This window comes from Kluyvera sp. 1366, from assembly GCF_054823405.1.
This window is the reverse complement of the sequence record NZ_JBTRDW010000010.1, coordinates 94,567-107,495: the sequence shown is the minus strand read 5'-3', so window position 1 is coordinate 107,495 and position 12,929 is coordinate 94,567. Positions and strand designations below refer to the sequence as shown.

Here is a 12,929-nt window from a genome sequence, read left to right as displayed (position 1 = left end):
AGCGGCCAATTGGCCGCTTTTTCCCAGCTAACTTCGCACTTAACCGCGTACAGCGCGCCAGTAGCCGATCAACCGCAGGTAGTTCCCTTTCACGGTCTCAACCAGCGCTGTATCATCCAGCTCGCCTTGCAGCCACTGGCGTGACGGCTGGCCGAAGATGGTGCGACCTACCGCGAAACCTTTCACCCACGGCGCTTGCGCTGCGGCGGCGAAACCGGCTTTCAGCGTCTCTTCCGGGGCATCGAGGCCCAGCAGCAGAATGCCGCGGCAGTGCGGGTCGTTCTGCTCGATCAACCCGCTGATCGCCTGCCAGCTTTCGGCAGACAGCGGCGGCAGTTTCCACCAGTCTGGCTGAATGCCAAGGCTGTAGAAGTGGCTCAGCATGTCGTAATAGTAAGATTCGTTACGGTCCGGATTGCTCTCCGGCAGAATCAGCTCCAGCAGCAGTTCGTGCCCGCTCTTGTTACAGCCATTCCACACATCGAGCACCAGCTCATCCTGCTCTTTACGCAGTTCCGCGCTGTCGTGCGGATGGTAGAACACCAGACATTTCACCACGTGCTCGGCTGGCCAGTCGACCAGCTGTGAGCCGATGTTGCCGTGCTCAAGACGCAGCGGACGTGAACTTGGCAGCTCAATTGGACGCCCAATCCACCAGTTTTTACCGGTAATCGCGTTCAGCGCTTTCTGGCCGTAAGTGGTATCCGCGAGGATGCCGCTCTTTTCATTCAGGCCGGCTTCATTGGCCGCTTCTTCTGCGGCACGCAGCAGCAGCAGTTTCAATTCTGGGATGCGCGCTTCGCTGACGCCCGCTTCGCGCGCCATATCAGCCAGCTGTTTGCGATGGTCGAAGGCGAACACATTCAGCTCTGGCCACTGCTGTTTACGCGTGGTGACGCGATGCAGGTGATTGAGACGTACATCAAGATCCGGACGTTTCACCTCTTTATCGCGGCTTAGGAAATCATCCAGCTCTTCTTTGGTCGGCATCGCCGGTGCACAGCCGTGGCGCGAAACCACCAGCGCGCCACAGGCGTTCGCGTAACGGCACGCTTGCTCCCAGCTTTCATCATTCAGCCAGCCGCGCAGCAGGCCAGACATAAAGGCATCGCCGGCACCCAGCACGTTCAGCACTTCAACGCGCACGCCGCTCTGCAGTTTGGTCTGTTCCCAACTATCCGGGATCTCGCCCTCAAACACCACGCAACCCAGCGGACCGCGTTTGCACACTAATGTGGCCTGGCTCGATTTACGCACATTTTTCAGCGCGGTCAGCGTATCGGTGCTGCCACCAGCGATATGGAACTCTTCTTCCGTTCCGACCACCAAATCGAAATAGTGCAGCACTTCCTGTAGCTGTTGCGTCACTTCGCCCGATTCAATGAAACGCGTTTCGCCGTCGCCGAGTGAGGTCAATCCCCACAGTACCGGACGATAATCGATATCCAGCGCGGTGCGCAGGCCGTTGCGTTTGGCGATATCCAGCGCTTTCAGTACGGCGGCGCGGGTTTGCGGATGCGAAAGGTGCGTGCCGGTGACGGCGACCGCGCGTGAAGAGGTGATGAAATCTTCGTTAATATCTTCCGGCACCAGCCCCATATCGGCGCAGTTGTCGCGGTAGAAGATCAGCGGGAAGCTCTCTTCATCTTTGATCCCAAGGATCACCAGCCCGGTCAGGCGCTGCTTATCGGTAATCAGGCCATCGGTATTGCAGCCCGCACGTTGCAGCTCTTCACGCAAAAAGCGGCCGTTATGCTCGTCACCTACGCGCGCCAGCATCGCCGATTTCAGGCCCTGGATCGCCGTACCGTAGGCCACGTTGCCGGAAGACCCGCCGAGATATTTGTTGAAGCTGGTCATATCTTCCAGGCGTGATCCAATTTGCTGACCGTAGAGGTCGACGGCGATGCGTCCGATACAAATCACATCAAGCCGCTTCTGTTGTGTACTCATACCTATTGTTTCCTTCTGTGATAAGCAGACACTGCGGGCGCTGCCGCCCAACGTCGAGCGCTTTGCTTCCGGGTTCTCAAGGTGCCTGATTGGCTTTGGTCGCAGTATGAGGAATAAAAATTCCAAATTCAATATGAAATGAAACATCCATCACGATTTTGTGAGCCAGGTAAAACTCTGACCAGGCCGCAAAGCGGCGTTTGAATCGTCGGGAGTTTCAGTGATAGTCAGGCTTGTGAGCCAGGTCTCAGGAAAGTGCTGGCGAATCAAGGAAGCTACTGAAGTGAAATGAAATTTCGTTATGACCTGCAAATGACCTGTTACTGTTCCACTTTTCCCCCTTTCGCGGCTTGCGCAGCCCACGTTTCATTGCTGAATTTGATCTCCATCGCAAAATGAAATGTTTCTTCTGTAATCGTGTTTAATGAAAAAAATATTTGTTTATAATCGCCTCACGTTTCACTTAATCCGCGGGCGCCGTGAACGGCAGTTTTTACCCGAACCGCGATGTACCTCGCCGCAGGTACCAGCATGTAAAGGAAGAAGCATATGGGCACAATCAGACTCACCACGGCACAGGCGCTGGTAAAATTTCTTGATAACCAATACCTGAACGTTGACGGCGTTGAAACCAAATTTGTGAAAGGCATTTTTGCCATTTTCGGTCACGGCAACGTGCTGGGATTGGGACAGGCGCTGGAGCAGGACAGCGGCGATCTGGTGGTGCATCAGGGCCGTAACGAGCAGGGCATGGCGCACGCTGCTATTGGCTTTGCCAAGCAGTCGCTGCGTCGTCAGATTATCGCCTGTACCTCATCGGTCGGTCCCGGCGCGGCCAACATGATTACCGCTGCTGCCACCGCGACCGCCAACCGCATTCCTTTACTGCTGCTGCCGGGCGATGTGTTCGCTACGCGCCAACCGGATCCGGTATTGCAGCAGATCGAACAGAGCCACGATCTCAGCATCAGCACCAATGACGCGTTCCGCGCCGTGAGCAAATACTGGGATCGCGTCAGCCGCCCGGAACAGCTGATGACTGCCTGCATCAACGCCTTGCGCGTGTTGACCGATCCGGCAGAAACCGGCGCGGTGACGATTGCGCTGCCGCAGGACGTGCAGGGCGAAGCCTGGGACTTCCCGGAATACTTTTTCCAGAAACGTGTGCATCGTCTGGATCGCCGCTTGCCAACGGCCGCGCAATTAGAAGATGCGCTGGCGCTGATTGCGCGTAAACACAAGCCGCTGATCATTGTCGGCGGTGGCCTGAAATATTCCGATGCCGGGGATGCGCTGCTGAAATTTGCCGAGCGCTTCAACATTCCGTTTGCCGAAACCCAGGCCGGTAAAGGCACCATCGTTTCCGATCACCCGCTCAATGTCGGCGGCGTGGGCGAAACCGGCTGCCTGGCGGCCAACCTGCTGGCGAAAGAGGCCGATCTGGTGATTGGTATCGGTACGCGTTACACCGACTTCACCACCGCGTCGAAATGGATTTTCCAGAATCCGGACGTCAGCTATCTGAACCTCAACGTCAGCAACTTCGACAGCTACAAGCTGGATGCGGTGCAGCTGCTGGCGGATGCGCGTGAAGGTTTAACCGCGCTGGAAAGCGGGCTGCAAGGTTTCGAAAACCATTGGGGCGACCAGATTGAGCTGTCGCAAAGCAAGCTGTTGAAAGAGACGCAGCGCGTCTATGCCGCCACCTATAACACCGACGATTTCATTCCGGAAATCGCCGACCACGCCGATCGCGAAGCGCTGTTTGCCGAGTTTGAGCGCCTGACGAAATCGGTGCTGACGCAGAGCAGCGTGCTGGGCACCTTAAACGAGCAGCTCCCAAAGGATGCGGTGATCGTCGCGGCAGCGGGCAGTCTGCCGGGCGACCTGCAGCGCGTGTGGCGCACCAAAGATTACAACTCGTACCACGTTGAGTACGGCTACTCCTGTATGGGTTATGAAGTGAATGCCGCGCTGGGCGTAAAGCTGGCGCAGCCGCAGCGTGAAGTCTACGTCATGGTTGGCGACGGTTCGTTCATGATGCTGCACTCCGAGTTGGTCACGTCGATTCAGGAAGGGGCGAAAATCAACGTGGTGCTGCTGGATAACATGACCAACGGTTGTATCAACAACCTGCAGATGGAACACGGCATGGACAGCTTCACCACCGAGTTCCGCTTCCGTAATCCGGAAGGCGGCAAGCTGGATGGCGGCTTTGTGCCAGTGGACTTCGCGGCGATTGCCGGCGGATACGGCTGCAAAACCTACCGCATCACCACGCTGGAACAGCTGGAAGCCGCGTTGATCGACGCGCAGAAGCAGACCGTTTCCGTGCTGTTCGACATCAAAGTGCTGCCAAAAACCATGGTGCACAAATACTTCAGCTGGTGGCACGTCGGCGTGGCGCAAACCTCTACGTCAACGCGCACGCAAGAAGTGGCCGACAACCTTAACGTGCATATCGAACAAGCACGTAAGTATTAAAACCTCTTTTAGGCCGGAGCTCTCCGGCCTTGTTTTACCCTAACTTATCCGACTCTACAGGTGTAATTATGACGCTCAAACTCGGTGTAATTGGTACCGGTGCAATTGGTCAGGAACACATTCGTCGCTGCAATAACGTCTTGCAGGGTGCCAAAGTGGTGGCGGTTTCTGATATCAACGTGGAAGGGGCGCGCGCGGCGCTGCAACGTCTGAATATCGAAGCCGAGGTGTATCAGGATGGTCATCAGGTGATCAACTCGCCAGACGTTGACGCCGTGCTGGTGACATCCTGGGATCCGACCCACGAAGAGTTTACGCTGGCGGCAATCGCGGCCGGCAAACCGGTGTTCTGTGAAAAGCCGCTGGCGCTGAGCGCTGAAGGTTGCCGTCGCATTGTGGATGCCGAGATCAAACACGGTAAACGTCTGGTGCAAGTGGGCTTTATGCGCCCTTACGATGCCGGCTATCGCGCGCTAAAAAAAGTGATCACTGACGGTGAAATCGGCGAACCGCTGATGCTGCACTGCGCGCACCGCAACCAGAGCGTCGGCGAGAATTACACCACCGACATGGCGATCACCAACACCCTGATTCACGAGCTGGACGTGCTGCGCTGGCTGACCGAAGACGACTACAAAACCGTGCAGGTGGTGTTCCCGCGCACCACGTCGAAGTCTCATGCCAATTTGAAAGATCCGCAGATCGTGCTGTTCGAAACGCAGAAAGGTATCCGCATTGATGTGGAGATCTTTGTTAACTGCGCGTACGGCTACGACATTCAGTGTGAAGTGGTGGGCGAAGAGGGCATCGCTAAGCTGCCGGAGCCTTCGGCGATCCAAACGCGCAAAAACGCGCGTCTCGGCGTGCCGCTGCTAACCGACTGGAAAGACCGTTTCATTGATGCTTATGACGTTGAGCTGCAAGCGTTTATTAATGACGTGAAAGACGGCCAACTGACCGGACCTTCTGCCTGGGATGGATTCGCTGCCTCCGTGGCCGCCGATGCCTGCCATAAAGCGCAGAACAGCGGCGCGATTGAGCCGGTAACCATGCCACCGCGTCCGGATTTCTACGCTAAATAACTGAGCTGTGCGCTAAATACTCCTCGGCGGCTCAGCGGCCGCCTCTGTGAATCAGGGACAACAAGATGAACAAAGACAACGTTAAACTGGCGATTGCGCCAATCGGCTGGACTAACGACGACATGCCGGAGCTGGGCAGCGAAAACACCTTCCAGCAAACCGTGAGTGAAATGGCGCTCGCGGGCTTTACCGGCAGCGAAGTGGGCAGCAAATACCCGCGCGATCCGGCGATTCTCAAGCCGATGCTAGATATCCGTGGCATTCAGATCTGCAACGCCTGGTTCAGCACCTTCTTCGCCAACGGCGACAAAGCGAAAACCATTGACGAATTCACCAATCACATGAACTTCCTGCATGCGATGGGCGCGCGCGTGATTGGTTGCTCCGAGCAGAGCAAAAGTATTCAGGGCACCACGCTGGCGGTGCTGGAGCAGAAGCCGATTTTCAGCGATGAAGAGTGGCGCTTAACCGCGGAAGGCTACAACGAGCTGGCGGAGATCGCCGCGAAGAAAGGCATGCGCGTCACGCTGCACCATCACATGGGCACCGGGATTCAGACGCCAGCCGAGATCGACCGCTTTATGGAATCGACCAATGAGAATGTTGGCCTGCTGTACGATACCGGCCACATCTACTATTCCGAAGGTTCACAGCAGGCGATGCTGGATGTGCTGACCAAATATCTGCCGCGTATTTTCCACGTGCATCTGAAAGACGTGCGCGACAGCGTGGTAGCCGAAGTGCGTGAGAAATCGCTGTCGTTCCTGGACGGCGTGAAGAAGGGGACTTTCACCGTGCCGGGCGATGGCGTGATCGATTTTAAACCGGTGTTCAAAATCCTCGATGATTACGGCTATAAAGGCTGGATGGTGGTGGAAGCGGAGCAGGATCCGGCGTTGGCCAATCCGTTCGAATATGCGGTGAAAGCGCGTAAGTACATCCGCGAGAATGCGGGGTTATAAGGGCAAATGCTCGCAATGCATTGCGCCGCTACGGGATGTACACGCATTCGTAGCGGCGCGATTTATCGCGCTGTTTTCCATAAAAAAAGGCCGTTATCCCTTCAGGATAACGGCCTTTTAATTGGCTGAGATTATGACGCTAACGACAACGCCGGTTTCTGTGCGTTGACCGCCAGCCACTCTGCAATGCGCGCCTGCTCGGCTTCGTTCAGCCACATACCTTGTTTGGTACGACGCCAAATCGCATCATCCAGCTCGCGTACCCATTCGTTTTTCACCAGGTAACGCAGCTCGGCTTCGTAGAACTCGTGACCGAAGTTTTCACCCAGATCGTCGATGCTCTTCGCGCCTGCCAGCAGCTCTTCGGTGCGGCTACCGTAAGTCCGCGCAAAGTGACGCGCCATACCTTCGCTAATAAACGGATAGCGACGACGCAGGCTGGCGGTGTAATCCTCGCGTGAACCGGAGAAATCCCCGCCCGGCAATACCGCGTTTTTGGTCCACGCCGGGCCGATATTCGGGTAGTATTTAGTCAGTTTCTCCAGCGCATGTTCCGCCAGCTTACGATAGGTGGTCAGCTTGCCGCCGAACACGGACAGCAGCGGAGCCTGGCCATTGTCGTCATGCACATCCAGCGTGTAATCACGGGTGATGGCCTGCGGCGAATCCGATTCGTCATCGCACAGCGGACGTACGCCCGAGTAAGTCCAGACGATGTCATCTTTGCTCAGCTGCTGTTTGAAGTGTCCATTGAACACGTTCAACAGGTAGCTGATTTCGTTGTCATCGATCTTCACGTCTTTCGGATCGCCTTTGTACTCCACGTCGGTGGTGCCGATGATGGAGAACTCATCCATCCACGGAATCACAAACACGATACGGTTATCTTCGTTTTGCAGGATATACGCCTGCTTTTCGCGATGGACGCGCGGTACCACGATGTGGCTACCTTTGATCAGACGAATGCCGTACGGCGATTTCAGCTTCAGGCCATCGTCGAAGAACTCTTTTACCCACGGACCGGCCGCATTGACCAGACCTTTGGCGCGCCAGGTGTAGGTTTTACCGCTGTCGATATCTTCGGCTTCCACCATCCACAAACCGGCTTCACGCCAGGCGCGGGTCACGCGCGTGCGGGTGCGTACTTCGCCGCCCTGTTTTTCTACTTCCTGCGCATTGAGTACCACCATGCGCGCATCATCAACCCAGCAGTCAGAATATTCGAATCCGCGCGTGATCTCCGGCTTGAGGGCCGAATCCGCGCCAAAACGCAGGCTCTTACTGCCCGGCAGCGTGGTGCGTTTGCCGAGGCGATCGTACATAAACAGGCCCATACGGATCATCCACGCCGGACGCAGATGCGGACGGTGCGGCAGACGGAAGCGCATCGGGAAAGCGATGTGCGGGGCCATTTTCAGCAGCACTTCACGCTCTGCTAACGCTTCGCCCACCAGGCGGAATTCATAGTGTTCAAGGTAGCGCAGGCCGCCGTGAATCAATTTCGAGCTGTTGGAGGAGGTTGCACAGGCCAAATCCCGCGCCTCCAGCATCAGCACCGACAGTCCGCGTCCTGCAGCGTCCACTGCAATGCCGGCTCCGTTAATGCCGCCGCCGATCACGATCAGGTCTTTGGTTTCCACGTCATCTCCTCCGATGTTCGGAATAGTTCTAAAATGTTCGTTTTCGAGCGTAATAATAATCGGAAACCAACATCTACGCCAGCGGTTAACTGAATAAAAACATTTTTGCGTGATATAGCTAACATTCCGACAGGAAAAAAATCACATAACCACAGGACTTGTCAGGTTATCGCGGCGCGTTCTCAGGTTAAACTAGGCGCTAATTGTGATGAAGTAATGAGAGACACCATGGAAACCTTCGAGTGTATTAACGTCCTGCAGGCGCAAGAGCATCTGGCACAAGGTGCGCAGCTGGTGGATATCCGTGATCCGCAGAGCTTTATGATGGGCCACGCGGCGGGCGCGCAGCACCTGACCAACGACAATCTGGCGGATTTCATCGCCAACGCCAATCAGGCTTTGCCGGTGCTAGTGATGTGCTATCACGGCAACAGCAGCAAAGGCGCGGCGCAGTTCCTGCTGGGCCAGGGATTCAGCGCGGCGTACAGCATTGACGGCGGATTTGATGCCTGGCGCGCGGCATTCCCGGCGCAGGTTGCCCTCGGCGACGCCTGAGCCCATCGCATAAGGAAGGAGATCACCGCATGATGCGCATCACCCAGTTCAATAATCCGCGCATGGCGCAGGCGTTTGTCGACTACATGGCGACCCGCGGCGTGACGCTACGCATTGAGCGCGAAAGCCACTTTGTCATTATGTTGGATGACGAAAGCAAGCTGGAGAGGGTCGAAAACGAACTCGCGCAGTTCGTGCGCGATCCCAACCATCCGCGCTATCAGGCGGCCAGCTGGCATAGCGGCAACACCGAAAGTGGCTTGCGCTACGAGCGCACCCACATCTGGGCGAGCATTCGCGAACGCGCAGGTCCGCTCACCATGACCATCATGATCGCCTGCGTCGCGGTATTTATCCTGATGCAGATCGTCGGTGATGATGTGGCGCTGGATTGGCTGGCGTGGCCGGCGGATTCTTCGCAATATTTCCAGGTGTGGCGCTGGTTTAGCCATGCGCTGCTGCACTTCTCGCTACTGCATATCCTGTTCAACCTGATGTGGTGGTGGTATCTCGGCGGTGCGGTCGAGAAGCGTCTCGGCAGCGGCAAGCTGTTTGTGATTATGCTGATCTCGGCGCTGCTAACCGGCTGGATGCAGGCCAAGTTCAGCGGCGTGCTGTTTGGTGGCTTGTCGGGCGTGGTTTACGCGTTGATGGGTTACTGCTGGCTGCGCGGCGAGCGCGATCCCGAAAGTGGTATTTATCTCGAGCGCGGCCTGATTGGCTTTGCGGTCGTATGGTTGGTGATTGGCTGGTACGGCGCATTTGGTCTGTCGATCGCCAACGCCGCGCACGTCACCGGCTTGCTGGTGGGTTTAGCGATGGCATTTGTTGATACGCGTAAGATTACGCGTCGTTAGCAGCACCAATAAAAGAAGCGGCCACGAGCCGAGGAGAGAGATGTGAAGCAGACGCAACGTCATGACGCCATTATCGATCTGGTCCGGCGTCAGGGATATGTCAGTACCGAAGAGCTTGTTGATCACTTTGAAGTCAGCCCGCAAACCATTCGGCGTGACCTGAACGACCTGGCCGATCAGAACAAAATCATGCGCCATCACGGCGGGGCGGCGCTGCCGTCCAGCTCAGAAAATACCGCATGGCAGGATCGTAAAATGATGTGGTCGGCGGAGAAAGCGCGCATCGCTGAGCGTGTGGCGAGCCAGATCCCTGATGGCGCCACGCTGTTTATTGATATCGGCACCACGCCGGAAGCGGTGGCGCATGCGCTGCTCAATCACAACAATCTGCGCGTTGTCACCAACAACCTCAACGTGGCGATTCTGCTGATGGCGAAAGCGGATTTCCGCGTAATTATCGCCGGCGGCGAAGTGCGCACGCGCGATGGCGGCATCATGGGCGAAGCGACGCTGGACTTCATTTCGCAGTTTCGCCTCGATTACGGCATTCTCGGCATCAGCGGCATTGATATGGATGGTTCGCTGCTGGAGTTCGATTATCACGAAGTGCGCACCAAACGCGCCATCATCGAAAACTCGCGCTGCGTGATGCTGGTGGTGGATCACTCGAAGTTTGGCCGTAATGCGATGGTCAACCTCGGCAATATGAGCCTGATTGATTACATGTATACCGATCAAAGCCCGCCGGCCAGCGTGCTGAAAGTGATTGAACAGCACGAAGTTCACCTCGAACTTTGCTAATGCCGTAGCGGCGCAATTTATTGCGCGATAAATCGCGCCGCTACAAAAATCAGCACCGATTTTTTTCACCGCACCTGCATTTCCCTGTCGCTTTTTTCTGCGCCCCCAGCTTTACTTATCCATTCACCTCTTGCGCTCGCCCGGCTTTACCGTTAACGGACTCGAAGGGATTGATATGTCGCAGCAAAAATTCAATAAAACACGTTTCGACGCCGCGCTCACCCGCCAATGGCAGCATCTCGGGCTCACTTCCGCCCAGCAAATGACACCGCAGCAATGGTGGCAAGCGCTGAGCCGCGTGCTGGCAGAAATGCTGGCGACGCAGCCACCTGCGCCAGCCAAACACGGGCAGCGCCACGTCAACTATCTGTCGATGGAGTTTCTGCTGGGGCGTTTGACCGGCAACAATTTGCTCAATCTTGGCTGGTATAACGAAGTGCAAGCCGCGCTGGCGGAACATCAGGTTGAGCTGAGCGAACTGCTGGAAGAGGAGGTGGATCCGGCACTCGGTAACGGCGGATTGGGGCGTTTGGCCGCTTGCTATATGGATTCGATGGCGACCGTCGGCCAGGCTGCGATGGGCCACGGCCTCAACTATCAATACGGCCTGTTTCGTCAGACGTTTGCCGACGGACAGCAGCAGGAAGCGCCGGATGACTGGCAGCGCGATCGCTATCCGTGGTTCCGCTACAACGCCGCGCTGGATGTGCAAGTAGGCCTCGGCGGCAAGGTCAAAGAGAACCACGATGGCAGCCTCAGCTGGCGACCTAAAATTCACCTCAAAGGCGAAGCCTGGGATTTGCCGGTGGTGGGCTATCGCAACGGTATCACGCTGCCGCTACGCTTGTGGAAAGCCAGCAGCGCGCAGCCGTTCGATCTCACCGCGTTCAACAACGGCCAGTTCCTGGAGGCTGAGCAGCAAGGCATTGTAGCCGACAAGCTGACCAAAGTGCTTTATCCCAATGATAATCATGCCGAAGGTAAGCGGCTGCGCCTGATGCAGCAGTATTTCCAGTGCGCCTGCGCGGTGGGCGATATTCTGCGGCGTCATCATCTCGCCGGGCGCGCCATTCGCACCTTGCCAGATTTCGAAGTGATCCAGCTTAACGACACGCATCCCACCATCGCCATCCCGGAGATGCTGCGCGTGCTGCTGGATGAGCATCAACTGAGTTGGGACGATGCGTGGCATATCACCAGCCGCACTTTTGCTTACACTAACCACACGCTGATGCCGGAAGCGCTGGAGCGCTGGGATGAGAAGCTGGTGCGCGACCTGCTGCCGCGCCATATGTTGATCATCCGCGAGATTAATCGCCGCCTGAAAAAGGTGGTGAAGCAACGGTGGCCAGACGATAAAGCGATCTGGCACAAGCTGGCGGTGGTGGCTGATGGTCAGGTGCGCATGGCGAATCTGTGCGTGGTGAGCTGTTTCGCCGTCAACGGCGTGGCGGCGCTGCACTCCGAGCTGGTGGTGAAAGATCTGTTCCCGGAATATCACCTGCTGTGGCCGAACAAATTCCACAACGTGACCAACGGCATCACGCCGCGCCGCTGGTTAAAACAGTGCAATCCGCTGCTGGCGACGCTGATCGATGACAGCCTGCAGGTTGAGTGGGCCAACGATCTCGATGCGCTGGCGTGGCTGGCACCTTTCGCCCGCAAGAAGGCGTTTCGTCAGCAGTTCCGCCACATCAAGCAGCAAAACAAACAGCGGCTGACGCTCTACGTCAAGCGCGTGACCGGCATTGATATCAATCCGGATGCGCTGTTTGACGTGCAGATTAAGCGACTGCATGAGTACAAACGTCAGCACCTCAGTTTGCTGCATATGCTGCACTGCTATCGCCAGCTGCGCGACAACCCGGATAACCCCGACTTCGTGCCGCGCGTGTTCCTGTTTGGCGCCAAAGCCGCGCCCGGCTACTACCTCGCCAAAAATATCATCTATGCCATCAACAAAGTGGCGGAGGTGATCAACAACGATCCACTCGTCGGCGATCGCCTTAAAGTGGTGTTTATCCCGGATTACCGCATCACCGCCGCAGAGCTGATGATTCCGGCCGCCGATCTCTCCGAGCAAATTTCCACCGCCGGTTATGAGGCTTCCGGCACCGGCAATATGAAGCTGGCGCTGAACGGCGCGCTCACCATTGGCACGCTGGACGGCGCCAATGTGGAGATTGCTGAAGCGGTGGGCGCGAAGCATATCTTTATCTTCGGCAACAGCGTGGACGAGGTGAAAGCGCTGAAGGCGGGCGGCTACAGCCCGAAAAAGCTGCGTAAACAGAATCCTTATCTGGATGGTTTGCTGAAGGAGCTGGAGAAGGGCAAGTTCAGCGACGGCGATAAGCATGCGTTTGATTTGATGTTGCAAAGCCTGACCAAAAATGGCGATCCCTGGCTGGTGCTGGCCGACTTTGATGACTACATCGCCGCGCAGCAGCAGGTGGAAGCGTTGTGGAAAAACCCGGACGCCTGGACGCGCGCAGCGATCCTCAATACCGCTCACACCGGCCGCTTCAGCTCTGACCGTTCAATTCGCGATTATCAGCAGCGGATTTGGCAGGCGGCCCGATAAAGACACGATTGATG

9 protein-coding genes are annotated in these 12,929 nt (G+C 56.7%); 7 read left to right on the top strand and 2 right to left on the bottom strand.

Going from position 1 to position 12,929, the window contains the following annotated elements; translation table 11 throughout:
* Positions 1 to 39: 39 nt before the first annotated feature.
* The gene (locus ACVLVH_RS20820) at positions 40 to 1,953 is read right to left on the bottom strand and encodes a bifunctional 5-dehydro-2-deoxygluconokinase/5-dehydro-2-deoxyphosphogluconate aldolase (protein WP_137386672.1); all 1,914 of its coding nucleotides are present in this window, start codon (positions 1,951 to 1,953) and stop codon (positions 40 to 42) included.
* Positions 1,954 to 2,502: 549 nt separating this feature from the next.
* Here ACVLVH_RS20820 and iolD point away from each other — a divergent pair.
* The 3 genes from iolD to iolE all read left to right on the top strand — a co-directional run bounded on the left by iolD (position 2,503) and on the right by iolE (position 6,481).
* Positions 2,503 to 4,437 (top strand): 3D-(3,5/4)-trihydroxycyclohexane-1,2-dione acylhydrolase (decyclizing), encoded by a 1,935-nt coding sequence (gene iolD / locus ACVLVH_RS20815; RefSeq protein ID WP_312464233.1) that lies wholly within the window; start codon positions 2,503 to 2,505, stop codon positions 4,435 to 4,437.
* Positions 4,438 to 4,505: 68 nt separating this feature from the next.
* Positions 4,506 to 5,519, top strand: coding sequence for a bifunctional inositol 2-dehydrogenase/D-chiro-inositol 1-dehydrogenase (iolG, locus tag ACVLVH_RS20810; RefSeq protein ID WP_217549901.1), 1,014 nt, complete (start codon positions 4,506 to 4,508; stop codon positions 5,517 to 5,519).
* Between the two features lie 65 nt (positions 5,520 to 5,584).
* Positions 5,585 to 6,481, top strand: coding sequence for a myo-inosose-2 dehydratase (iolE, locus tag ACVLVH_RS20805; RefSeq protein ID WP_137386669.1), 897 nt, complete (start codon positions 5,585 to 5,587; stop codon positions 6,479 to 6,481).
* A gap of 131 nt (positions 6,482 to 6,612) precedes the next feature.
* Here the strand turns inward: iolE and glpD are convergent, their stop codons facing one another.
* Complete coding sequence (gene glpD, locus ACVLVH_RS20800; protein WP_110867634.1) at positions 6,613 to 8,121, bottom strand: glycerol-3-phosphate dehydrogenase; 1,509 nt, start codon at positions 8,119 to 8,121, stop codon at positions 6,613 to 6,615.
* Positions 8,122 to 8,349: 228 nt separating this feature from the next.
* Between glpD and glpE the strand changes: the two genes are divergently transcribed.
* The 4 genes from glpE to malP all read left to right on the top strand — a co-directional run bounded on the left by glpE (position 8,350) and on the right by malP (position 12,915).
* Entirely contained in the window at positions 8,350 to 8,676 is a 327-nt protein-coding gene (glpE, locus tag ACVLVH_RS20795; RefSeq protein WP_008107933.1) for a thiosulfate sulfurtransferase GlpE, read from the top strand.
* A gap of 32 nt (positions 8,677 to 8,708) precedes the next feature.
* Positions 8,709 to 9,533, top strand: a complete 825-nt coding sequence (gene glpG / locus ACVLVH_RS20790; protein ID WP_110867722.1) for a rhomboid family intramembrane serine protease GlpG — start codon at positions 8,709 to 8,711, stop codon at positions 9,531 to 9,533.
* A 42-nt stretch (positions 9,534 to 9,575) separates the two neighbouring features.
* The gene (locus tag ACVLVH_RS20785) at positions 9,576 to 10,334 is read left to right on the top strand and encodes a DeoR/GlpR family transcriptional regulator (RefSeq protein WP_101762688.1); all 759 of its coding nucleotides are present in this window, start codon (positions 9,576 to 9,578) and stop codon (positions 10,332 to 10,334) included.
* 175 nt (positions 10,335 to 10,509) lie between these two features.
* Positions 10,510 to 12,915 carry a maltodextrin phosphorylase gene (malP, locus tag ACVLVH_RS20780; protein ID WP_498950008.1) on the top strand — a complete coding sequence of 802 codons (2,406 nt, stop codon included), beginning with the start codon at positions 10,510 to 10,512 and terminating at the stop codon, positions 12,913 to 12,915.
* The last annotated feature ends 14 nt before the right edge of the window (positions 12,916 to 12,929 follow it).